This window comes from Streptomyces sp. NBC_01446 (assembly GCF_026340095.1).
In the GTDB taxonomy this organism is placed as follows: Bacteria; Actinomycetota; Actinomycetes; order Streptomycetales; family Streptomycetaceae; genus Streptomyces; species Streptomyces aureus.
In genome coordinates, this window is record NZ_JAPEPO010000002.1 from 288,554 (window position 1) to 311,525 (window position 22,972).

The following is a 22,972-nucleotide window of genomic DNA, read 5'->3' on the forward strand; positions in this document are numbered from 1 at the left end:
GATGAAAGCCATTGTGGTAACCGACCAGGCCGCGGGAACGGCCGGGATGACGCTGACGGAGCGGCCTGAGCCGCCCGCATCGATCAACGACGTCATCGTTCAGATTCATGCATCGGGCTTCGTCCCGACTGAGATGGAGTGGCCATCGACCTGGACCGATCGCGCCGGCCGTGACAAGACACCGTCGATCCCCGGCCACGAGCTGGCCGGAGTGGTCACCGCCCTCGGCTACGGCACGACGGGGCTGTCGGTCGGGCAGCGGGTGTTCGGCCTCGCCGACTGGCACCGCGACGGCACCCTGGCGGAGTACGTGGCGATCGAAGCACGCAACCTCGCACCGCTGCCCGGCGACGTCGACTTCACCGTCGGCGCGTCCCTGCCCATCTCAGGTCTGACCGCGTGGCAAGGGCTGTTCCAGCACGGCCGCCTCCAGTCTGGCCAGACCGTCCTCGCCCATGGCGCGGCCGGGGCAGTGGGGACGATGGTGACCCAGCTCGCACGTGAGGCCGGCGCCTACGTCATCGGCACCGGACGCGCCGCCGACCGGGAGAAGGCACTCGACTTCGGCGCGCACGAGTTCGTCGACCTCGAAAATGACGCGCTGAAAGACGTCGGCCGCGTCGATCTCGTCTTCGATGTCATCGGTGGCGACGTTCAGAAACGGTCCGCTGCCCTGATCAAGGCTGGAGGAACGCTGGTCTCCATCGTCGGCCCGGTCGAGGCGCGACCCGCTGACGGCCTGGCGGTGGACTTCGTAGTCGAGGTCGATCGTGCCCAACTGGGCGAGATCGTGCAGCGAGTGCGGGACGGACGACTGCGGACAAACATCGGTGACGTCGCAAGCTTGGACGATGCCGTTGGTGCCCTTAACCCGACCACGCGACGCCGCGGGAAGACAGTCATCCGCGTACGCCCGTAGGAAGTGACGGCCACAGTCCGCCTGGCAGGTCATGGGCCTGGTACGCGTGGCGGTTCGGGTACTTGCGCCGATCGGTGACCATGGCGTAGATCATCGGGCAGGTCCGGTTCCGGCGGGATGCCGGGTTCGGCTGCCCCCGCGACCGGCCCCCGCCTACGATCCGTCAGCAGGTCGGCACGCTGTGGCGGGGACCTGATGTCACCGGTGCGGATGCCATATGAGTATTTGCCGCTGTGTCTCGGTGTACGCGGATTTGGCCGCCTGCGTCGCGCCGCCCGCGTAGCTGTCTCTGTACCCCCGTCGGCTTCCGTCACTGTTGCCGGCGTGCGGGCGCCGCCGTTCGTGGCGGTCATTCGGGAGACGCCGCCTTGGGCCTTGGCCGGGCGGTCAGGGCACTCGGATCGATAGAGGAGTTGATCACCTTGGACGGACAAGAGCTGCAGAAGATCGCGCACGACTGCACTGTGGAACTGCCCGGCACCGACCTGGAGCATCGTTTCGGCCCCGACTGGGAGGTCTACAAGGTGCGCGGCAAGGTCTTCATGCTCATGACCGACATGCCGGGGCGCCCCGTCGTGATCCTGAAAGCTGATCCGGACGGCGCCGCAGCCCTGCGTGAGCAGTACGCAGACATTACCCCCGGCTATCACATGAACAAGAGGCACTGGATCACGGCGGAAGGCGGGGGCACCATCGACGAGAAGCTAGTGAAGGAGCTCGTGATCGACTCCTACCGTCTCGTGGTCGGCGGGCTTCCCAAGTCCGAGCAGCCCGTGGATCCGCGCACCTACGGCCGCCGCGCCTGACCTTCGTCATGCCCATCAGCGGCGAGAAGCTCCAGGACAGAGCGCGCGACACGGCACTGGCGCTGCCCGGGGCCAGCCACGGGCGCCCGTTCACCGAGCAGCTGGACGTCTACAAGGTGGCGGGCAAGGTCTTCCCGATCGTCAGGACGACCCGGACGAACGCATCGTCACCCTCAAGGCAGAACCGGAGTACGGGCGGCTGCTGCAACACGAACACCCATCGATCACCCCGGGCCTACCAACCAAACCCTCGTTACCCAGCACTTGGCGGAGTACCCCGGGGTGGAGCGCCCTGGTCGCCACGCTTCCCGATAGGCCGATCACCCTCGCCATCGACGGACCTGCCGCCCTGGATTGGTCTGCGGCCGTCAAGTTGCTGAACTCGGCGTTGGAGGCGCGTGGGCCTGGGCCCACCTAGCCCCCTGGCCGCTGATCCTCGAGCGCACAGGGTCCACCGAGCTCGCCGATGACCCGGACTTCGACCGGCTCGCCGAAGGCACCCTTGCCGACCTCTTCGACGAGCTGCCCGTGCCGGAACATACGTCCGACGCAGTGGCACTCGTTTTCGGGCCAGGCGGCTCGCGGCTTCGAGTTCAGAGCAGCGGGCGAGGACTTCGGCGAGCTGTTGACGGTCTGCCTCTCGGAGCCGGTCGGGGTGGCGCATCATCCAGCCGGTGATCTGGCGGCTGCCAGGTGGTGCCGGGCCGACGACACGGATGCGCTGTCGGCGACCAGGCGGACGGTGTTCTGCTCTTGCTGCCCGATATCGGAAGCGTCCAGCGCTGGGCCACCGCGGACTCGGCCACCGACGAGGTGCTGCGCATCTGGTACATCGCTGTCACCCGCGCGCCACCTGGCCGCCATCGCCCTGCCCGAGGAGGAGACCGGCGCGCTGGCCCGGCTGTTGACCAGACGCCGAGTGCCTGTACGCATCACATAATCCCTCCCTGAGGCCGCAGGCCAGGTCCTGACCGCCTACACGAGCGCAGCAGAACTCCCCTGCCATCACAGGGACGCTTAGGGCTGGCCTAGTTGTCCGACGGAATGCGTGCGGCGATCTCGCGGGCGAACCAGTCCGCCTCCTGCGACAACTCGTCCGCCCCTTCGCTCGCGATGAGCTGGAGCAGGCGCAGCAGGTCGTGGGCTTCGTCGAGGGTAAGAAGCGCCAGACGCCGCGCTGCATCATCCTGAGCCGGGATGAGGTCCGCGACAGCGGTGTGCTCGTTTGCATCCATGCTCGCTTCAACGCGTACCGACGCTCAAGGGATACATCGAGCGTTGCGGACCACCCGAAGGGCAGACAACGGCGCATCGCGCGACGGTGCTGTGAGAGCCGCTCGGGGTGTGGGACGAATGCCGGCTGTCGACGGCGGGAAGATCAGCCGGCCCGGAATCCGGCTCGGGAAGCACCGGCGTGGTAGTCACCGACGAGATGCGCCAGCGTGGACCGCTCCTCGGGTCAGCTGCGAGGCGCCAGGACGTCACCCTCGGGTTCCACGGTCAGTGGAACCCGAGCATGCCGGGCGAGTTGATGTCGACAGTGACGATGCCGGGCGGATATCGGTGCTCGTCCTCGGTGAGCAGGATCGACATGCCGGGGCATCAGGTCAGGCCCCCTGTAAGTGACGCACCGTCTTCTGCCCAGGCCAGGGCCCTCCTTGGCGCACTCTGCAGGAACTTCGTCGCTCGTGTACAGGATGTCGACCGTAGGCGACCTCCAGGATCTCCTGGTTCATGGCGATGTCGACGCCGTCGTCCATCAGATGGAGAGCGACTCGGACTCCCGCAGCGACGCGGTGACGAACTCCCGCGGAGGGGCCGAAGGCGCTTTTCGACGCGTTAGTGGGGTGGCTGCGCGAGCGTCGGGTGCTGCTGCCCGGCGTGACGACGCTCGCCCGGCTGGTCGCGTCGGTGCGGGAGGCGGCGAACCAGCGACTGTGGGACAGCCTCCACGGGCTGCTGAGCACAGGTCAGCGGGCGGTCCTCGATTCCCTGCTGACCGTGCCGTCGGCGGCGCGGGTGTCGGAGCTGGACTCGACGCCGGCCAGCTGGTCATCTTCGTCTGAACACCCACCCGGAAACCAAACCCACAACACATGCGAGGAAGAGGACAATCTCGATGAAAGCCATTGTGGTAACCGACCAGGCCGCGGGAACGGCCGGGATGACGCTGACGGAGCGGCCTGAGCCGCCCGCATCGATCAACGACGTCATCGTTCAGATTCATGCATCGGGCTTCGTCCCGACTGAGATGGAGTGGCCATCGACCTGGACCGATCGTGCCGGCCGTGACAAGACACCGTCGATCCCCGGCCACGAGCTGGCCGGAGTGGTCACCGCCCTCGGCTACGGCACGACGGGGCTGTCGGTCGGGCAACGAGTGTTCGGCCTCGCCGACTGGCACCGCGACGGCACCCTGGCGGAGTATGTGGCGATCGAAGCACGCAACCTCGCACCGCTGCCCGGCGACGTCGACTTCACCGTCGGCGCGTCCCTGCCCATCTCAGGTCTGACCGCGTGGCAAGGGCTGTTCCAGCACGGCCGCCTCCAGTCTGGCCAGACCGTCCTCGCCCATGGCGCGGCCGGGGCAGTGGGGACGATGGTGACCCAGCTCGCACGTGAGGCCGGCGCCTACGTCATCGGCACCGGACGCGCCGCCGACCGGGAGAAGGCACTCGACTTCGGCGCGCACGAGTTCGTCGACCTCGAAAATGACGCGCTGAAAGACGTCGGCCGCGTCGATCTCGTCTTCGACGTCATCGGTGGCGACGTTCAGAAACGGTCCGCTGCCCTGATCAAGGCTGGAGGAACGCTGGTCTCCATCGTCGGCCCGGTCGAGGCGCGACCCGCTGACGGCCTGGCGGTGGACTTCGTAGTCGAGGTCGATCGTGCCCAACTGGGCGAGATCGTGCAGCGAGTGCGGGACGGACGACTGCGGACAAACATCGGTGACGTCGCAAGCTTGGACGATGCCGTTGGTGCCCTTAACCCGACCACGCGACGCCGCGGGAAGACAGTCATCCGCGTACGCCCGTAGGAAGTGACGGCCATAGTCCGACGGCGTGGTCGGCACCCTCGGCGCCACCGAGGTCGCCGCCGGCGCCCGCATGTTCTCCGGCGAGGTCGCCCGCCACCGACCCGTGCTGGTCAACGGCATCCCCGGCCACATGTCCTGGCGCCCCGACGGAACCCCCCTCTCCGTCATCGCCTGGCCAAACTCGCCTCGATCTATTTGCCCGCCCCGTCCTGAGTCGGTGTCGTCAGGGTCGGCCCGGCATGTGAATCCCGGGCCGACCGACCGAGTTCCGCTGGCGCCTCCGGACTGTCTCCGCGCTCCGACACCTTCGCTGACCATGGGCCGCTAGACCTCCCACCGGCCACGCTGGCCACCTGAACCGTTCCGGGTTCGATAGGGACTCGATCATTTGAGAGGATCGAGTCATGGCACGTCCCTAAGAATGTGAGGCGGTCCGGGAGGGCCGGGTGTGGCTGATGGCACGTTGCCCTCGAGGGCTCGGAAGGAATGGCCGCCCGATCCTCCGGGGCGCTCCGACTGCTGATTGAGAACTGCGGTCATCGCTGGTTAGGGACCCGTCGGCGGAGTGTTCTTCGGACCATGAAGTTCTGGTCACGAGGGATACGGAGCGAGGGACTTGGGCACGTCTATCAACCGGATATGGGTCGGCATCGACGCCGCAAGGGGCACCACTGGGCGGCAGCGGTGGACGCCGATGGGGAGATCCTTTTCTCGACGAAGGTGATCAACGACGAGTCGCAGATCCTGGCGCTCATCGAGACCGCGCGGGAAATGGCCGGTCAGGTGCAGTGGGCGGTGGACATCTCCGGTCGGGCCTCCGCACTGCTGTTGGCCCTGCTGGTGGCCCATGGCCAGAGCGTGGTCTACGTTCCAGGCCGAACCGTCAACCGGATGACCGGCGCCTACAAGGGCGAGGGGAAGACTGACGCGAAGGACGCGCGGGTCATCGCCGACCAGGCCCGGATGCGCCGGGATTTCGCTCCGTTGGACACGCCACCGGAGCTCGTGGCTGCCCTGAAGGTGCTGACGCACTACCGTGCTGACCTGATCGCCGACCGAGTGAGGCTGATCAACCGGCTGCGCGACCTGCTCTTGGGGATCTGTCCTGCCCTGGAACGGGCCTTCGACTACTCCGCCGCCAAGGGGCCCGTCGTCATGTTGGCGGACTACCAGACCCCGGCTGCCCTTCGTCGGATCGGCGTCAAACGGCTGACGACCTGGCTGGAGCGTCGCAAGGTCCGCGGAGCCGGGGACGTGGCCAGCAGGGCAGTGGAGGCCGCCCAGTCCCAGCAGATCATCCTGCCTGGCGAGAGGCGGGCGGCCAAGCTGGCCAGGACCTGGCGCACCAGCTCCTGGCCCTGGACGAGCGGATCAAGGACAACGACCGGGAGATCCGCGAGACCTTCCGGGCCGACGAACGCTCCGAGATCATCGAATCGATGCCCGGCATGGGTCCGATCCTGGGCGCGGAGTTCGTCGCCATCGTCGGCGACCTGTCCGGTTATACGGACGCCGGCCGCCTCGCCTCCCACGCCGGTCTGGCCCCGGTGCCCCGCGATTCCGGACGCCGCACCGGCAACAACCACCGGCCCAAGCGCTACAACCGGCGCTTGCGCCACATTTTCTACCTGGCTGCGCAGACCGCCATGATGCGGCCCGGTCCATCTCGGGACTACTACCTCAAGAAGCGGTCCGAAGGGCTCCTTCACACCCAAGCTCTGCTTGCGCTCGCGCGCCGTCGGGTCGACGTGCTGTGGGCAATGCTGCGGGACAATAGGCCGTTCACCTTCGCCCCGCCAGTCGTTCGGGCACCTTGACACGGTCATTGAGATTCCTTCCCAGTACCCGCTTGAGCTGCGCCGTCGTGCGGTGCGGATGGTCGCCGAGGTGCAGCCGGAATACGAGACCGAGTGGGCCGCGATGAAAGCAGTCGCCCAGAAACTGGGCATCGGCACGACCGAGACACTGCGCAAGTGGGTGCGGCAGGACCAGATCGACGCCGGTGCCCGGCCGGGCACCACGACGGAGGAGTCCGCGCAGGTCAAGGCGATGAAGAAGGAGATCGCCGAGCTCAAGCGGGCGAACGAGATCTTGAAGGCCGCGGCGTCTTTCTTCGCGTCAATGCCATCGTTGGAGACGTCGACCCGGTGACGGGCGGGGCGTTGCGCAGTTCTCCGAGCATGGTTCCGAGCGTCGCCTTGGCGTTGTTGGGCTGCATGATGGAGTGCGCCGCGGCCTCCACTGCCGAGGTGCCCCCCTGAGCGAGGGCGCGCAGCAGGTCGGGCAGGTCCTCGGCGGGACCATAGGCGTGCGAGACGGAGGCCCAGGGGTGGGTGTCGAGAACATGACGTGATCTTCGCAGCCCGGTGCGACAGGACGGTCAGGGCCCTGCGACGACTGGGCCGGCGCGCCTGAGCCGTCCCCTTTCGGTGTCAGGTGGCGGTGGTCTACGGCGTCTCCTGATCGTGCTGGTAGGCGGCGAGGAGGAAGAGCCAGATCTCGCTGATGGTGGGGAAGGGGGCGATCGCGTGCCTGAGCCGTTTGAGCGGGATTTCGCCGGCGACTGCAATGGTTGCCGAGTGCAGGAGCTCGCTGACGCCGGGGCCGACGAAGGTCGCTCCGAGGAGGATTTCCCGGTCGAGGTCGACGACCAGCCTGGCGTGGCCCTGGTAGCCGTCGGCGTAGAGGTTGGCGCCCTGGGCAGCGTTGAAGTCAAGGTCGACGGTCTTGACGTGGTACCCGGAGCGCTCCGCCTGCTCGGCGCTCAGGCCCACCGCGGCCGCCTCGGGGTCGCTGAAGAAGACCTGGGGTACGGCGTGCTGGTCGGCGGTTGTGGCGTGGTCGCCCCAGGGCGCGTCGTCGAGCGGGCGGCCGGCGGCGCGGGCGCCGATGGCGTCGCCTGCGGTCCGGGCTTGGTATTTGCCCTGATGGGTGAGCAAGGCACGATGGTTGACGTCGCCCAGGGCGTACAGCCAGTCGCCGTCGACCCCCTGCACCAGGCAGGTGGTGTCCACATCGAGCCAGGAGCCGGGGGTGAGGCCGACCGTGTCCAGGCCGATGTCGTCGGTGGCGGGGGTGCGGCCGGTGGCGCACAAGACCTCGTCGGCCTCCAGCTCGCCGCCGTCGTCGAGGGTGAGGGTGACCGGCCCCTGCGGGTCCGGGCGGCGCAGGGCGGTCACCTGCACGCCGATCCGCACATCCGCGCCCGACTCTCTCAATCCCTGAGCGACCAGTTCGCCGGCGAAGGGTTCCATGCGGGGGATCAGGCGGCGCCGGGCGAGCAGGGTGACCTGGGAGCCGAGGCCCTGCCAGAGGGTGGCCATCTCGATGCCGACTCCGCCGCCGCCGATGATGGCGAGGCGAGTGGGCACGGTGCTGGATTCGGTGCCCTGCCGGCTCGTCCATGGACGGGCCTCGGCGATGCCCGGGATGTCGGGCAACGCCGGTCGGCTGCCGGTGGCGATGGCCACTGCGTACCGGGCCGTGAGTGTCTGCCGGGCGCCGTCGTCACGGGTGACGCTGACGCGTCGGGGCCCGTCGAAACGGCCGTGGCCACGAAAGAGGTCGGCTCCGATGGACTTGAGGAACAGAGCCTGTCTGGTGTCGTCCCAGTCGGAGACAGAGCGGTTGCGACGGGCGAAGACGCCATCGGCGTCGACCCGACCGGTGACAGCCTGCCGGGCACCGTCCACGCGCCGCGCGTCGGCGAGCGCGATGACCGGCCGCAGCAGCGCCTTACTGGGCACGCACGCCCAGTACGCGCAGTCACCGCCGACCAGTTCCCGTTCCACGACCGCTGCGGAGAGGCCGGCGGCGCGGGCGCGGTCGGCGACGTTCGCACCGGCCGGGCCTGCGCCCAGCACGACCACGTCGTAAGGCACCCCTGTCCGGGTTTCGTGCGATTCGCTCATGTTCTTCCTCGCATTCCTGGGAGTGCCTGACGACGGTCGAGGCGGTGGTGATGCTGCCCGTCGGGCCTGGTGGGTGGGCCTGGGCGGGGGCTCCCCGACCAGGCCAGGGCACGTCGGTCAGGCGTCGGTGTGCGGGGTGACGACCGGCCATTCGGTGTCGGTATCGGCGAGGACGTTGAAGTAGTTCGTGAGGATGTTCAACGCCAGATTGCCCGCGACCTCGGCGATCTCGGCGTCGGTGACGTCCACGGCCCGGGCAGCCTTGAGCTGCGTTTCACCAATGTGGCCGCGGGCAATGGCGTGGGACGGGTCCAGCACTGCGACGGTGTGCGGGTCGGCGGACTCCGCGTGGCGGGCACACTCCACTCCCCCGGCGCCGACCTTGGCGACGCGCGCCCTATGTAGGTGTGGGCAGAGAGGCAGTAGGTGCAATTGTTGTACTCCGCGGTGTCGATCGCCAGCCGTTCCCCGACCGGGGCCGGGATCATGGTCCCCGGTCCGCCGCGAGGGCAGCATCCTCCCGGCGATCACCCACGAGCAGCCGGACACCATCACCCAGACCGGCGGCCGACCCGTCTACCCGTAGCCCAACGGGATGTCCGCCTCGGAGAACCACAGGTCACACTGGGCTGGCTCGCCCGGCCGATACGTCGTCCGGGACACCGGGTCCACCGGCAAACACGCCGGTCCGAGCTCACGCACAACACGTTCCTTGAGGATCGTCCTCCCCCGCTGCCAGCCGATCCGCTCCACAATCACCGTCGCCGGCATCGTCGGCGTCTCCCGCAAAAGCTTGCGGATCCGCACCCTGACCGCGTCCACCGCCGAGCCCTTCAGCGGACGCTCGTACTTCGGCGGCCGGCCGGCGCAGACCACGGTCTGCGGCCGGCCCTGCGGGACAGGTGGTCCGATGTCGCATCAAAGGTATGTCACACCGTAGTTGGCGGCCCACTCATGCTTCAGGTCATCCTCGTTCGCGTGCCCGAACGTGTACGCGGGAGAGTCCACCCGCAGCGCCCGGTCCACCCTGATCAGTACGGCCTCGTGGCACGGGTAGATGGGATCGCCGTGGGTGTTCAGCACCCACTGGCGGGACCAGTCGTACACCGGGTCGCCTTTCCCGCGGATCTCAGCTGTTCCCTTGAAGCGGTACCCCCGCCGGAGCAGGAAGTCGATCACGTTGACCTCAACCCGCGGATCGCGCCGCAGGTTCTCCACCGTATTGGGCGAGGCCATGTTCATGAATACCAGGTGATCGTCGTCGTAGACGCGCAAGGACCCCTTCGGAGAGAGGTTCGGAGAGCCGTCCTCGCAGACCGTCGCAACGAACGCCAGCTTGGCGCTGGTGACGATCTGCCGCATGTCCTCAGTGATTATTCCCATCGCTCCTCAACCTTTCCTGCCACGTCCGCGTGCTCCGCCCTCCTGGGCCGTCACGACGCAGCCTTTTTCGAGTGCCACAAACTGGCCTGGTCCGCCGATGCTTCGGCGCTCGCTCTGCGCTGTTGCGCAGGCTTCCCGATCGCGTTGGACACCCCTTCGGTCAGTGATGACATCCGCACCGACGGCCGTTCCGGCGACCGTGTCCCGGAGCCCGACCGGCAGTCGCCCCCCACCCACGGTGCCACCGTGAACCGGCCGACCGCCTGATGTGCGCTGCGCCTGGTGGGTACGGCCGCGGACGCGGCCGTACCCAGTCCGCGGGTGCCATGAGTCGGTGTCAGGACCGGGCGACACCCCGCGATGGACCTGCTCAGATCAGCATGATCTTCTTGCCACCGGCCTGCCCGGCGGACACCCGGGCGAAAGCGGCCAGCCCCTCACTCACAGGGAGCGCTTCCACGTTCTGCTTCAGCTTTCCCTCCACGACCGCCTCCGCCAGATGGGCAAGCTGAGCCGCCCCAAGCCGGACGTACAGATCCGTACTCGTGATACCACGCTCCCCCACCGGCTAGCCCGGCCCCGCGGGCTCTTAACCCACCTCCTTTGGTGCCATCAACGCCGTTGCGCCCAGATCGCTTTGAGGGGAACCGACGAGATACGGCTCGTGGCTAGTGTCTCGTGATTCCGTCAGCGTTACTTGATCTTGTGTGGCAGGGTCTCTTGGTGTGGAGCTCTCCGTGGAACAGGCCGCCGAGTTGCGGGAGTTGGTGAACAGTCGGGACGTTCCTGCGGACATAGCAACGCGGGGCCGGATCGTGCTGTGGTCGAGTGAGGGGCGTCGGCGCAAGGACATTGCCGAGCTGCTCGGGGTGTCGCTGCCGACCGTGGACCGCTGGAAGATCCGCTATGTCGAGCAGGGCCTGGCCGGGCTGGAAGGTGAGCGTCCCGGCGGCCCACGGGAACAGGTGCCGGCGCGGGTGCGGGCCCGGGTGATTGCGCTGACGCGCATGACGCCGCCGGACGGCACGGGGCTTTCGCACTGGTCCACACGGGAGTTGGCGAAGTACCTGGAGCGGACCGAGAACCTCACCGTGTCCTGGCACTACATCGCGCGCGTCTGGCGGGAGGAAAGCCTGAAGCCGCACCGGTTGGGCACCTTCAAGATTTCCAAAGACCCTGCGTTCGCGGAGAAAGTGGCCGATGTGATCGGCCTGTATCTGGCACCGCCGGGCGGCGCGGTAGTCCTCTCGATCGACGAGAAGACGCAGATCCAGGCTCTGGACCGAACCCAGCCGGTACTGCCGGTCTCCTTCGCCGCGAGCGAGCAGCGCACCGCCGACTACGTCCGGCACGGCACCACGAACCTGTTCGCCGCCCTGAACGTGACCACCGGCGAAGTGCTCGGCGAGTGCAAGCCGACCCGGAACGGCAAGGACTTCCTGGCCTTCTTGAAGAAGGCGGTGAAACCGCACGCCGGGAAGGACATCCACGTCGTCCTGGACAACCTCTCGACGCACACCACACCCGAGGTCAAGGAGTGGCTGGTCAAGAACCCGCACGTCCACTTCCATTTCACTCCCGTCGGCTCCTCGTGGCTGAACCAGATCGAGATCTGGTTCGGAATCCTGACCCGGCAATCCATCCGCCGCGGCACGTTCTCCAGCGTCAACGTCCTGATCAAACAGATCCGCGACTACATCAACTCCTGGAACACGACGGCGAAACCGTTCACCTGGACCGCGACCTCCAGCGAGGTCCTCGGGAAGGTCCGACTCGCCGCGACCAACGTGAGGAAACTCGTCAATAACAACTCGAACTGACATGAACAGGATCACGAGACACTAGGCCACACTCTCAGGAGCCTTCTCCCGCCCAGATGCTGTGGTGCGCGATGTCCTGGAGAATAGAAATCGCCGACTTCGAAGAAATGGGGGCACGGCATGCCCATCGTTTCGCGCGGATTCCACGGACGAGCGCGGGATACACAGCGCAAACTGCCTCCTGGGCAGTACGAAACCACCGACTTCCCCGTTCTGTCCGCAGGACCCACCCCCACGGTGGACCTTGACGAGTGGGAGTTCACCATCCGCACGGAGACGGGTGCACGGCGGAGCTGGAACTGGGCACAGCTCACAGCGTTGCCCAGCCAGACCTCAACCGTTGACCTGCACTGTGTCACCAAGTGGTCGAAGTTCGACACGGAGTGGCAGGGAGTCTCCTTGGACGTCCTTCTTGAGGACGTGGAGACCAGTGCCGACTACGCGCTCGTTCATTCCTACGGCGATTACTCCACCAACGTGCCCCTGGAGGACCTTCTCAACGGGCAGGCATGGATCGCGTACCGCTATGACGGCGAGGAACTCGCGCCGGAGCACGGAGGGCCCGCCAGGCTGCTGATTCCGCACTTGTACTTGTGGAAGTCCGCCAAGTGGGTGCACAGCATCCAGCTGCTCGTCGAGGAAGAACGGGGTTTTTGGGAGAACATCGGCTACCACGATTATGGGGACCCATGGCGCGAACAGCGGTATCAAGGCGACTAGGCAACCGGTTGCGCTGGAGGACAGCCCGCCTCACCGATGGGCGCGTCGAGTCGCGCGCTGCGCGCACCCTCGTCTTCGAGGTGCCCGGCTGGCCGGGGCATCTGGCGGGGCAGCATGTGGATGTGCGACTCACGGCGGAGGACGGCTACAGCACGCAGCGCAGTTACTCGCTGGCGTCGGCATCCGATGGCGAGAGTGTCGAGCTGACCGTTCAGCGTGTCAGTGACGGCGAGGTCTCTCCGTATCTGACGGACGAACTCGCCATGGGCGATGTGGTGGAACTGCGCGGACCGGTGGGCGGCTGGTTCGTGTGGAGCCCAGAGCAGAAGGAACCGATTCTGCTGGTGGGCGGCGGCTCCGGCCTGGTGCCCTTGATGGCGATGATCCGTATGCGCCGCGCGGCCGGCAGTCGTACGCCCTTCCGTTTGGTGTACTCCATACGCAGCCCCGAGGATCAGCTCTACGAATCCGAGTTGAGACAGGACGAGCCGGGCCTCGACAAGACGTACGTCTATTCCCGCTCCGCCCCACCACAGTGCCCGCGTCCTCCAGGGCGGATCACCGCTTCGGACCTGTCAAGCACCGGGTGGCCACCGGACTTCGAACCCACTTGCTACGTCTGCGGTTCCACCGGCTTCGTCGAGAAAGCCTCGGGCCTGCTGGTGGCGCTCGGCCACCACCCTGGCCGTATCCGCACCGAGCGTTTCGGCCCCAGCGAATGAGGAGACGCCGAAACACCACGACCGTAAGTCTTGGCGTCAACGCGCCGTCGGCCTCGCAGAGAGCCAGGTTCCACGTGGTCGTCCATAATGGCTTGTATACGCGCCAGTGGCGGGGTTGCCCGGCTGGCGACCTACAGCGGCGACAGCCCAGCGGTCACCGCGCTACCTGCATGGACGCGCCCCTTGTGGTTGCCCGCCGCGTTCGGTCTCTTCCTGGGACACGCCCATGATCCCGGTCGGACAGGCCCCGGGCGCATCGGTACGACAGGGAGCTGAATCGCTATGACCCTGATGCCTGACTTCTTCGACGGCAACGCCGCCGCCGGGGACCTCGAGTCCCTGTTCGGGACCGACATGACCATGGCGTCCGGACGATGCCGCGGCTGCGGGGAACAGATGCTGCTTGCCCAGACGCATGCCTTCCTCGGTGGCCCCGGGACGGTGCTGCGCTGTCCTGGGTGCGACAGCGTTCTGCTTCGCCTGGTCCGCTCTCCCACCCAGTTGTGGCTCGATGTCGGCGGCCTGGATTACCTCAAGATCCCAACACCGCAATGACCTGCCTACGACAAGGTCGCATGTCGGCTCGGGAGACTCCATGGCAGACATGAACGAGCGCCTGCAAGGTCTGGCCTCGCGGGTACGCACCCCCGACGTCGTCGATGCCATGGGACGGATGCATCGCCATAGGTGTCACATCAACGACCTGGTGAGTCCAACTCCGGGCCGGGTCCTGCTAGGGCCCGCGGTGACGGTCTCGTACCTGCCTTCATGCGAAGAAACGCTCCCACCCGAGCAGTTCAACTTCTTCCGGCTGTTCAATGACGCAATCGAGGACGGCGCACAGGGGCGCGTGCTGGTCCTGGCCAGCAACGGGCACGCCGACGTCTCACTCGGAGGCGGAACAAAGCTGTCGCAGGTGGCAGCACGAGGTCTTGCGGGCATCCTGGCCGACGGTCGTCTCCGCGACTTCACCGAAATCGCGAGTTACGACTTCGCCGTCTACTGCTGGGGGCAGACGACCAAATGGGGCGGCGATGTGGTGGCGCCGTTCGAGGCCAACCGGACGGTCGTCGTAGCGGGCGTGACCGTCCGCCCCGGTGATTACGTGTTCGCGGATACATCCGGCGCTGCCGTCATCCCCGCTGCACAGGTCCTCAGCGTTTTCAAAGAAGCCAACCGCGTCGCACAGGACGAGGCAGCCTTCGTCGAGAGAATGCGCCAGGGAAACCCCGCCGACCACAGATCTGAGCAGTAACACGTCCCCACTCGCTCATCGCAAGGTCGCCGCCTTGGTGGGCCCGAACATCGGCGAGATCTGGTGGTCGAGCTTGATCTGGCCCGAGGTACCGGACCGTGGCATCTACGGCGAAGCCACCAACGCCCGGGTTTCACCGGATTCTTCCGAGGATGCCCCGGCCTTCAGGCCGGGGAGGAATCGGACTCCTGCGGAGCAGGGCAGGGGAAGCCGATTCGCCGGCGGGGTGGATCGGAGTCCACTCGCCGTGGCGGTGAGGTAGCCCACGGCGGGTGGAGAGCTCTCAACTGCAGGGATCTCTGGTTTCGTCTGCCGAACGTCATCGAAGTAGGGGGTGTTCAGGAAGGAGAGCACTCGGCAGCGGAGCCATGACGCTTCGTCTGCGGGGGTGTAGTCACGGATGATGCGGCTCACGTTCGGTCCTCGTTCGTCGTCCACGTCGACGCGGCGCTCTACGTCGGCGAGGCGCCGTTCGGCCTGGTCGCCAAGTTGGGCAGGGCCCCTGAGACACCCTGGGACACGGCCGACCGGCATTGCGGCAGGGCCGCGGAGCCCGTCGGTTTCCGTGATCAACGCGCTCGTGAAGGTCGAGGAGGAATGACGCCGAGCTCGAGGAATCGCCGCACGAACTGCTGGCCGCGGTGCTCGGCGCGGTACGGAGCTCGAAGCAGATCAAAGCCGACCGCCCACGGCGATGGCGAACCTGCGCGAGAGTGGTCGGCTCTGGACCCGGTTGAGCAGGTCGGCGTGCTGGGCTACGGGGGCCGAGGACGGCGTGGCGGCGGGTGCGTGCCCCACCGGGTCTATTCGGCCCAGGTGTGCTCCAGCAGGGTGCGGAAAGTGGCGGGCTCTCGACCGATCAATTCGGCCAGGGTCGGGTCGACGGCGGTGAACTCACCATTCCGTGCCGCCGCGAAGATGCTCAGCATCAGGTCGGCGATCGGGGCGGGGGCGCCGTGCGCCAGGGCCTGCTTGCGGAAGGCCTCGCCGGGGACGACGGTGCGGGTGAAGGGCCGCCCGGTGGCCTGGGCCGCTATCTCGGCGACGGCGTCGAAATCGAGCGCCGCCGGGCCGGTGAGCGGCGGGGTGGGCCCCTCGAAGCGGCCCTCGTCGGTGAGGATCGCCGCGGCGGCCTCGGCGAGATCGTCGTGGCCGGTCCAGGAGACGGGGCCGTCGGCGGGGAGGGCGATGTCGCCGGTGTGGCGGGCGGACTCCAGAAGCTGCAGGGCGCTGGCGGCGTAGAAGCCGTTGCGCAGCGCGGTCCAGGGCAGGCCGGTGGCGCGCAATAGGTCCTCGGTCTGGGCGTGGTCACGGCATGCCTGGAAGCGGGAGTCCTGGGCGGCACCCATCTGGCTGGTGTACAGGATGCGGCCGGCTCCGGCCTTCACGGCGGCGTCGATCGCGGCGCGGTGGCCGGTGACGCACTCCTCGCCCGTGCGGTCGAGGGAGACGAGCAGCAGCTGCTCGGCGCCCTCGAAGGCGTGGACGAGTGAGGCAGGGTCGTCGAAGCTGCCCTGCCGGACGCGGACGCCCCGCTCGGCGAGGTCCTGGGCCTTGCGGGGATCGCGGACGCTGACGCCGACGCGGTCGGTGGGGAGGCGCTCCAGGAGGTGCTCGACGGTGCGGCGGCCGAGTTTTCCGGTGGCTCCGGTCACGATGATCAAGGGGCTCTCCAAACGATGCTTCCAGTGGAATCACTTAGACGATAACATTGAAACTAACGATGGAAGCAGATTCCCGATATCATCGATACATGCCTATCCGCGACACCACCGACAGTCCCCGCCAGCGCATCATCAAGGCGGCCATCGAGCTGCTGGAGCGCGGTGGTCCCGACGCAGTGAGCACCCGCGCGGTCGCCGCCGCGGCCGGGATGCAGCCGCCAGCCATCTACCGCCACTTCGGCGACAAGGACGGGCTGCTGGAGGCGGTCGCTGAGCACGGCTACGCACAGTTCCTCGAGAGCAAGCGCGTGCAGCTTGACCCCGCGCCGCAGGACCCGGTGGAGGAGCTGCGCCGCGCCTGGGACATGGTCGTGGAGTTCGGGGTCTCGCGCCCCGAACTGTTCGCCGTGATGAACAGGGCCACCGGCCCGAGGTCGGACGCGGCGCACCGCGCGGGCCTGGAGATCCTCCGCGGCCGGGTGCGTCGGCTGGCGGCCGCGGGATGGCTGCGGGTCGACGAGGAGCTGGCCGCCCAGATCATCCAGGCCACCGGCCAAGGCGGGGTCACCACCTGGCACTCAACCCCCGCAGAACGCCGCAATCCCGCGCTGCTGCCCGTCCTTCGCGAGTCCATGATCGCCGCCGTCACCCGCGCCGAACCGACAGTCCCCGCCGCGGAGTCCGGCCCCGCCCCAGCGGCCCGCGCGCTGCGCGCCGCCCTCCCCGACGACGCCGACGTCCTAAGCGACGCCGAGCAGCGCCTGCTGCGCGAGTGGCTCACCCGCCTGGCGGCGGACGGCGGCACACAGCAGGCCTGATACTCCGTCAGCCGCCCACCTGCAGGTCGAGGGTCGCCAGCACAGATCACTCACCAAGCGGCGTCGGCCGAGACGGCGCCGCGGGCCGGCCGGGGCTCGTCCACCAGCCCGTCCAGCCGGGCTGGAGGGTCGATGTCGATTTGCAGGTCAACGGGGTGCGCAGCGACGTGAGGGTCCGGGCGCCGCAGAGCTGCGTGATCGTCGGCACGAGGCAGACTCTGCTGCTGGAGTTGTCCATCACCCGCGCCTACCCGCCCAGGCCCCAGAGAGGTTCACTCGTTCGGGTGGGGCTGCCGGCCGGAGGGGGCCCGGCCAGAACCGGCCGGTCCGGCAGCCCCGGATGGTCGGGCAGGCTTCCGGGGCTGCCGGCCCAGGTGGCGTGGTGCGGGGCCCCGGGGGAAGGCCCGTCGCGCCACGCCGGTCTATCGGGTGGGCCACGGACAGCGGCTCACGAGTATGTTCCACTCCTGGTCGGCCTGGCCGGGCACGACACGCCCTACCGTCGCTGACCGGGCTGCCATCGCGGCGTAGAGCGGCTCGTTCCCCGGGGCGCAACCGTTTCACCCGGTCCCAGCGTCGTGGTCATCGGGATTCCTCCGTGGATACTCCGCCCTTCAGGGGGGAGAGGAAACGGACTCCTGCGGAGCAGGGCAGCGAGCGGGTATTCGCCCTCTGGGCGGATACCCGTCCCACGCGCCGTCCGCGACTTGTATGCTCGACCCTGCCCGGCTGGCGATAACCAAGCTGGCCGGGTCTACCGCCGGGCTGGCGGGATGTCAGGTCTGTGGAGCTTGCGTAAGACTGCTGGGCGTACCAACGTCCCTCGCCGTTCATTCGGGGCAGCGGCTGTCGATGAAGCAGAAAGTTCACTCCGCGAGGAATGAATCCCCCGGCTTCAGCTGGGGGAGATGTCAAGGTCCTCCCAACGCGCCCAGCCGCTTGAGGTCACCGGCCCTGGTTGCGGCGCCGGGCGAGGGCGGCGGGGGCTGCCAGTCGTCGATCAGCAAGGTGCGCTCGGTGAGGGTTCCGATCGAGGCTCCGTCGTAGGCGGGCTTGAGGGACGAGGTACCGCCCGCCCAAGGGCTACGACGTGTTCCTGTACGCAGTGGCAAGGGTGTGTGGGGGGTCTGGCTCCACCGGCTGGCTTCCGGCGCCAAACCTCCTGCTCAGGGGGTATTGCTTTTGGTTGCAAACCAAGCTATATGGGATTTATTAGGGCGTAGCGGCTCGGTGAGAGAGGGGTGCTCCCGTTGGTGCTGTTACAAGCCGCGTGCAGGATGGCCGCCGCGTGAGCGAAGGCCCTCGTGCGACGTCGCCCGCGGGCCCTCAGCCGCCCGCAACGGTGGGCGTTCCCGACACAGGCTGAGGGGGTGATGTTGATGGACTGGCTGAGGGTGTCGTCCCATCGCCACGAGGGATGGACGGTCGTCGAGGTGAGTGGTGAGCTCGACGTCGCTACCAGGAACCAGCTGGGCGACCACCTCGAAGAGGTCATCGCCGAGCGCACCCCGGCACGGGTCGTTCTGGACATGTCCGGGCTGGACTTCTGTGATGCGAGCGGCCTGAGTGTCCTGGTTGCCGCGCACCACGCGGCCAAGGGCCGTCAGGGCCAGCTTCGCCTGGTATGCCCGCAGCGGCGCATCCGGCGCCTGCTGCACATCACGGAGTTGTCCGACGTGATGCCTGTCTTCGACACCGTTGCCCAGGCCACCGCTGCGGTGAAGGATCGCGAGGAGGAGGTGCTCCAGCCATGGCCCGGCTTACAGTCCGAGGTGACGAGTTGATCGTCAGGCTGGCCTGGTGGGAGAAGATCGTCGCACGCCGAGGCGATGTCAAAGTGCCGCTCTGCGCGGTGACAATGGCGAGCGTTGAGCCTTCCTGGCGCCGCGTCCTGCGCGGCACACCCGGTCGGGGCATGTGGATCCCGGGCGCACTCTGCCTCGGTGTGCGGGAGCACGCGGGAACGCGGGATTTCGTCGCGATCCGCCCCCGCAAACTCCCGGTGACCCGTATCGATCTCCACTCAGCGGCCTCGCCGTTCGCCCGTATCGTCATCTCGGACCGGGTCCCCCAGGCGACAGCGGCCATGGTGCGCAGCATCCTGGACCGGCTCCCCGACGGCTCCGGCCAGTTGAACGTCCCCACCGCGCCGGCGCCCAAGCCCGCCTGGCTACCCGGGAGCTCGCCCGCGCCATGCCCGACGGCCGGTCCCTGAGCTGAGCCCCGGCCCTACCGGACGGCCACGAGGCCGACGGCCCCGCGGCGCGGCCTCGGAGGCCAGCGTGCCGACGGCACCCAGGGCGTGCAGGCGCTCTGCGCGGGACGTCATTCCCGTCGAGGGAATCTGTACTACTGCGAAGCAGCCGTCAGCCCGTCAGCCGCGGGCGAAGGCCAGCAGGTCGGTGTTGAACTGATCGGCGAACTTCGGGACCATCGACAAGCCGTGCGGGGCGCCCTCGTAGACCTTGAAGGTCGAGCCCTTCACCAGCTTCGAGGACTTGTTGCCCGAGGCCACGATGGGGACGATCTGATCGTCGTCGCCGTGGATGATCAGGGTGGGGACGTCGATCCGCTTGAGGTCCTCGGTGAGGTCGGTCTCGGAGAACGCCTTGATGCAGTCGTAGGCTCCCTTGATGCCCACGGACATGGACCACAACCAGAACTCGTCGCGAATGCCCTGCGTCACCGTCGATCCAGGACGGTTGGCGCCGTAGAAGGCCGCGCTGAGGTCCTGGTAGTACTGCGAGCGGTCGTTCGCGACGCCGTTGCGGATTTCGTCGAAGACCTCGATCGGCAGTCCCTCGGGGTTCTCCGCGGTCTTCAGCATCAACGGCGGGATCGCGCCGAGCAGAACGGCCTTGGCGATCCGGCCGGTGCCGTGTCGGCCCATGTAGCGGGTCACCTCACCGCCGCCGGTCGAGTGGCCCACCAGGATGACGTCCCTCAGATCCAGGGTCTCGATCAGGGACGCCAGGTCCTCGGCGTAGGTGTCGAGGTCGTTTCCGTCCCAGGGCTGGCCGGAGCGCCCGCCGCCGCGCCGGTCGTGGGCGATCGCTCGGAAGCCGTTGTCCACGACCAGTTTCGCCTGGGGGTCCCACGCGTCGGCGGTCAACGGCCAGCCGTGGCTGAAGACGACCGGCTGACCGGAGCCCCAGTCCTTGTAGAAGAGCTCAGTACCGTCCTTTGTGGTGATGAAAGGCATCGTGAGGTTCCTTACGATCGCATCGACATCGGACATGACGGCCCGCCAGATCTCGACTCCACGCGACATTGGGCGCGGAGTCCCGGCAACCGGCGCCGGTTGCCGGGCAAGGGATGGCTGGGCACGACCTGACACAGCACGGCCGGCGCCACCCGCGCGGACAGGCGTGGTTGCCGCGTAGACGAGGGCCGGGACACTGGAGACGACGGAGGTCGCGCCCACCACGGTGGCCGTGGCCGGGTTCGGGAAGAGGGCCCGTGGCCTCCAACGTAGATCGCGGGCACAGCAAATAGGCTGCCAGAGAATTCAGGGTCTCGCTCATTTCCTCTGCTGCGTTGCCCTACCTGAGCGCCGGGTCTACCGTTGCCAAAGTGACACCAGGCGCCATCTGCGGCCAGGCACCACATCACGTAGGGAGACTCCCGAGTCTGAGCCTGCGGCCTCTCGCCCCTTGACCGCCGGACGCGGAAGGGCACCTGCTGCCGGCCGGGCACTTTGCCCTGGAGACACACCTGGACGCCATCAGCGGCTACGTGCACGGGTTCCTGAGTCGCGTCCTCGCCTGAGGCGCGACGAAAAGGTGCTTCCCTGGGCCGGCTGTCGCACGCGACGCAAGATCCTCGTCGACGGCGCCGACACCGTGGCCTTGGGCACGTTGAGCCTGGTCGTGCAAGCCAACGGCCGCCGATTCAGCATGCCCGTCCCGTCGCGCTCCACTTCCGTCGAGTCGGGGCGCCTGTCCGACTCCACCTTTACGAGGACACCGGCCTGGTCGCCAGGAGCCTAACCGCAAGAGGCGAAATAGCGGCCGACCGCCCTGAAGCCGACGCGACGCGCCTTCTGCCCAAGTTCGCATGGAAGACGGCGCAAGAAAGGGGGCGTGGTGGCCACATTGACAGCACTGAACGTCGGGATGCCGAGGGACGTCCCCTGGCACGGCAAGAGCGTGCACACCGGGATCTACAAGCAGAGCGTGACCGGGCCACGCATGGTGCGGCGGCTCAACATCGACGGCGACGGCCAAGGTGATCTGGGCGGGCACGGAGGCGAGCAGCGGGCAGTCCTGGTGTACCAGACCGACTCCTACCGCTACTGGGCTCGGGAACTGGGTCGCGACGACCTCACGCCCGGACAGTTCGGCGAGAACTTCACCGTCGACGGCCTGCCCGACGACGAGGTCTGCATCGGCGACCGCTACCGCATCGGCGACGCGCTCTTCGAGGTCACACAGCCGCGCGTGACCTGCTACCGCGTGGGCCTGCGCATGGGCGAGCCGCAGATGGCAGCCCTGCTCGTTGCCCACCACCGCCCCGGCTTCTATCTGCGGGTCATCGAGGAAGGGGAGGTGGAGGCGGGACAGGAGATCGTCAAGGTCGCCACCGGCCCCGAGGCGATGACCGTCACGGAGATCGACCAGGTGCTCTATCTGCCAGGGCACACCCGCGCACAGGTCGAACGGGCCCTGCGGATCCCCGCCCTCAGCCCCGGCTGGCGGACATCCATGCAGACCCTGTTGGACCAGGCAGGCAACGAGGCGGCCGGGGCCTCCGGCAGCGCGGGACTGAACACCGCGGCCACCGCCCCACCCCCCGCCTGGCCGGGCTTCCGCCCGCTGACCGTCACCCACATCCAGCCCGAGAGCCGCAGCGTGTTCTCCCTGTCACTGGCCGCCGACGACGGCTCCGATCTGCCCGCCGCACTGCCGGGCCAGTTCCTCACCGTCAAGATTCAGCCCGCGGGAGATGCTGCGCCGCTGATCCGCAGCTACTCGCTGTCCGGGGAACCGGGCACCGGCACCTACCGCATCAGCGTGAAAGTCGAACCCCACGGCGCGGCCAGCAACCACCTGCGCGCCCACCTACGCACCGGCGACCACCTGGACGCCGCCGCGCCCCGCGGCACCTTCAGCCTGGCCGGCGGCGACAACGCCGTGGTCCTGGTGTCAGCCGGCGTCGGCGTCACCCCCGTACTGGCCATGCTGCACGCACTCGTCCGCGACCGCTCCACCCGACAGGTGTGGTGGCTGCACGGGGCTCGCGACGGCACCGAGCACCCCTTCGCCCAAGAAAGCCGGGCCCTGATCGGGGCACTCCCCCACGCCCGGTCGACCGTCTACTACAGCAAACCGACCCCCAAGGACCGCCAGGGCTTCGACTACGCGGAGACCGGCCGCCTCTCCGCCGGCCGCATCCGCACCCTCGGCCTACCGACCGACGCTGACGCCTACCTGTGCGGCCCCGCAGCCTTCATGGACAGCATCACCAACGCCCTCATCGACGCAGGTCTGGAAGCGTCCCACGTCCACACCGAGGCCTTCGGCGCGGGCGCCTCCCTCACCCCCGGGATCAAAGACTCCGCGACCGCGGCCGCGCCCCACCTGCCCGCGGGCCCGGCCGGCACCGGCCCCACGGTGTCCTTCGCGCGCAGCGGACTCAACGTCCCCTGGAACGACACCCAGGACTCCCTGCTCGAACTCGCCGAGGCCTGCGACGTCCCCGTCCAGTGGTCGTGCCGCACCGGCGTATGTCACACCTGCGAACTCGCCCTCATGACCGGCGCAGTGGACTACTCACCCGAGCCGGTCGAACCCCCCGCCGACGGCAACATCCTCATTTGCTGTTCCAAGCCCACCGAAGAGGTCGTCCTGGACCTGTAGTTCGCGGCAGGCCCTCCAGGCCGCCACCGGATCTCGCGGATGGCTTCGTTCACTTCGAG

At 68.0% G+C, this 22,972-nt stretch carries 19 protein-coding genes and 4 pseudogenes; 16 read left to right on the forward strand and 7 right to left on the reverse strand.

Annotation, left to right across the window (positions count from 1 at the left end):
- Window position 1: 1 nt before the first annotated feature.
- Entirely contained in the window at window positions 2-919 is a 918-nt protein-coding gene (locus OG456_RS38760) for an NADP-dependent oxidoreductase (RefSeq protein ID WP_266569792.1), read from the forward strand.
- Window positions 920-1,341: 422 nt separating this feature from the next.
- Window positions 1,342-1,725 (forward strand): MmcQ/YjbR family DNA-binding protein, encoded by a 384-nt coding sequence (locus OG456_RS38765; RefSeq protein WP_266569793.1) that lies wholly within the window; start codon window positions 1,342-1,344, stop codon window positions 1,723-1,725.
- Window positions 1,726-2,753: 1,028 nt separating this feature from the next.
- On the opposite strand, the gene OG456_RS38770 is transcribed toward OG456_RS38765, so the two are convergent.
- Window positions 2,754-2,960, reverse strand: a complete 207-nt coding sequence (locus tag OG456_RS38770; RefSeq protein WP_266569794.1) for a DUF6417 family protein — start codon at window positions 2,958-2,960, stop codon at window positions 2,754-2,756.
- A 577-nt stretch (window positions 2,961-3,537) separates the two neighbouring features.
- On the opposite strand from OG456_RS38770, the pseudogene OG456_RS50910 reads away from it, so the two are divergent.
- From OG456_RS50910 to OG456_RS38790, 4 genes and pseudogenes are all read left to right on the forward strand, one after another.
- A pseudogene (locus OG456_RS50910) lies at window positions 3,538-3,759 on the forward strand (DUF4158 domain-containing protein); the annotation flags it as partial.
- Between the two features lie 85 nt (window positions 3,760-3,844).
- On the forward strand, window positions 3,845-4,762 hold the full coding sequence (locus OG456_RS38780; RefSeq protein ID WP_266569792.1) for an NADP-dependent oxidoreductase: 918 nt from the start codon (window positions 3,845-3,847) through the stop codon (window positions 4,760-4,762).
- Window positions 4,763-5,378: 616 nt separating this feature from the next.
- Window positions 5,379-6,579: pseudogene (locus OG456_RS38785) on the forward strand (IS110 family transposase).
- Window positions 6,580-6,586: 7 nt separating this feature from the next.
- Window positions 6,587-6,874, forward strand: a pseudogene (locus OG456_RS38790) (transposase); the annotation flags it as partial.
- Window positions 6,875-7,209: 335 nt separating this feature from the next.
- On the opposite strand, the gene OG456_RS38795 reads toward OG456_RS38790, so the two are convergent.
- From OG456_RS38795 to OG456_RS38810, 4 genes are all read right to left on the reverse strand, one after another.
- Window positions 7,210-8,673 (reverse strand): NAD(P)/FAD-dependent oxidoreductase, encoded by a 1,464-nt coding sequence (locus tag OG456_RS38795; protein WP_266569795.1) that lies wholly within the window; start codon window positions 8,671-8,673, stop codon window positions 7,210-7,212.
- A gap of 117 nt (window positions 8,674-8,790) precedes the next feature.
- Window positions 8,791-8,991: a hypothetical protein gene (locus OG456_RS38800; RefSeq protein WP_266569796.1), complete on the reverse strand. Its 201-nt coding sequence runs from the start codon at window positions 8,989-8,991 to the stop codon at window positions 8,791-8,793.
- A gap of 258 nt (window positions 8,992-9,249) precedes the next feature.
- Window positions 9,250-9,549, reverse strand: a complete 300-nt coding sequence (locus tag OG456_RS38805; protein ID WP_266569797.1) for a hypothetical protein — start codon at window positions 9,547-9,549, stop codon at window positions 9,250-9,252.
- Between the two features lie 42 nt (window positions 9,550-9,591).
- Window positions 9,592-10,035, reverse strand: coding sequence for a pyridoxamine 5'-phosphate oxidase family protein (locus OG456_RS38810; RefSeq protein ID WP_266569798.1), 444 nt, complete (start codon window positions 10,033-10,035; stop codon window positions 9,592-9,594).
- Window positions 10,036-10,793: 758 nt separating this feature from the next.
- Between OG456_RS38810 and OG456_RS38815 the strand changes: the two genes are divergently transcribed.
- The 5 genes from OG456_RS38815 to OG456_RS38835 all read left to right on the forward strand — a co-directional run bounded on the left by OG456_RS38815 (window position 10,794) and on the right by OG456_RS38835 (window position 14,573).
- Window positions 10,794-11,876: an IS630 family transposase gene (locus tag OG456_RS38815; RefSeq protein WP_266567716.1), complete on the forward strand. Its 1,083-nt coding sequence runs from the start codon at window positions 10,794-10,796 to the stop codon at window positions 11,874-11,876.
- Window positions 11,877-11,996: 120 nt separating this feature from the next.
- Window positions 11,997-12,596, forward strand: a complete 600-nt coding sequence (locus tag OG456_RS38820) for a sulfite oxidase-like oxidoreductase (RefSeq protein WP_266569799.1) — start codon at window positions 11,997-11,999, stop codon at window positions 12,594-12,596.
- Window positions 12,566-13,318, forward strand: coding sequence for a ferredoxin reductase (locus OG456_RS38825; RefSeq protein ID WP_266569800.1), 753 nt, complete (start codon window positions 12,566-12,568; stop codon window positions 13,316-13,318). The genes OG456_RS38820 and OG456_RS38825 overlap by 31 nt, the downstream gene beginning before the upstream one ends.
- 282 nt (window positions 13,319-13,600) lie before the next feature.
- Window positions 13,601-13,873 carry a DUF6510 family protein gene (locus OG456_RS38830; RefSeq protein ID WP_266569801.1) on the forward strand — a complete coding sequence of 91 codons (273 nt, stop codon included), beginning with the start codon at window positions 13,601-13,603 and terminating at the stop codon, window positions 13,871-13,873.
- Window positions 13,874-13,913: 40 nt separating this feature from the next.
- The gene (locus OG456_RS38835) at window positions 13,914-14,573 is read left to right on the forward strand and encodes an RraA family protein (RefSeq protein WP_266569802.1); all 660 of its coding nucleotides are present in this window, start codon (window positions 13,914-13,916) and stop codon (window positions 14,571-14,573) included.
- Between the two features lie 803 nt (window positions 14,574-15,376).
- Here the strand turns inward: OG456_RS38835 and OG456_RS38840 are convergent.
- Entirely contained in the window at window positions 15,377-16,237 is an 861-nt protein-coding gene (locus tag OG456_RS38840) for an SDR family oxidoreductase (RefSeq protein WP_266569803.1), read from the reverse strand.
- A gap of 89 nt (window positions 16,238-16,326) precedes the next feature.
- Here OG456_RS38840 and OG456_RS38845 point away from each other — a divergent pair, with 89 nt between their 5' ends.
- The 3 genes from OG456_RS38845 (at window position 16,327) to OG456_RS38855 (ending at window position 19,270) form a co-directional block, all read left to right on the forward strand.
- Entirely contained in the window at window positions 16,327-17,055 is a 729-nt protein-coding gene (locus OG456_RS38845) for a TetR/AcrR family transcriptional regulator (RefSeq protein ID WP_266569804.1), read from the forward strand.
- A 1,373-nt stretch (window positions 17,056-18,428) separates the two neighbouring features.
- Window positions 18,429-18,839, forward strand: a complete 411-nt coding sequence (locus OG456_RS38850) for an STAS domain-containing protein (RefSeq protein ID WP_266569805.1) — start codon at window positions 18,429-18,431, stop codon at window positions 18,837-18,839.
- Entirely contained in the window at window positions 18,806-19,270 is a 465-nt protein-coding gene (locus OG456_RS38855) for a hypothetical protein (protein ID WP_266569806.1), read from the forward strand. The genes OG456_RS38850 and OG456_RS38855 overlap by 34 nt, the downstream gene beginning before the upstream one ends.
- Before the next feature lie 159 nt (window positions 19,271-19,429).
- Here the strand turns inward: OG456_RS38855 and OG456_RS38860 are convergent, their stop codons facing one another.
- Window positions 19,430-20,257 carry an alpha/beta fold hydrolase gene (locus tag OG456_RS38860; RefSeq protein WP_266569807.1) on the reverse strand — a complete coding sequence of 276 codons (828 nt, stop codon included), beginning with the start codon at window positions 20,255-20,257 and terminating at the stop codon, window positions 19,430-19,432.
- 461 nt (window positions 20,258-20,718) lie between these two features.
- Here OG456_RS38860 and OG456_RS38865 point away from each other — a divergent pair.
- Together OG456_RS38865 and OG456_RS38870 are read left to right on the forward strand one after the other, a co-directional pair.
- Window positions 20,719-20,823, forward strand: a pseudogene (locus tag OG456_RS38865) (alpha/beta hydrolase); the annotation flags it as partial.
- Between the two features lie 317 nt (window positions 20,824-21,140).
- Entirely contained in the window at window positions 21,141-22,913 is a 1,773-nt protein-coding gene (locus OG456_RS38870) for an MOSC and FAD-binding oxidoreductase domain-containing protein (protein ID WP_266569808.1), read from the forward strand.
- The last annotated feature ends 59 nt before the right edge of the window (window positions 22,914-22,972 follow it).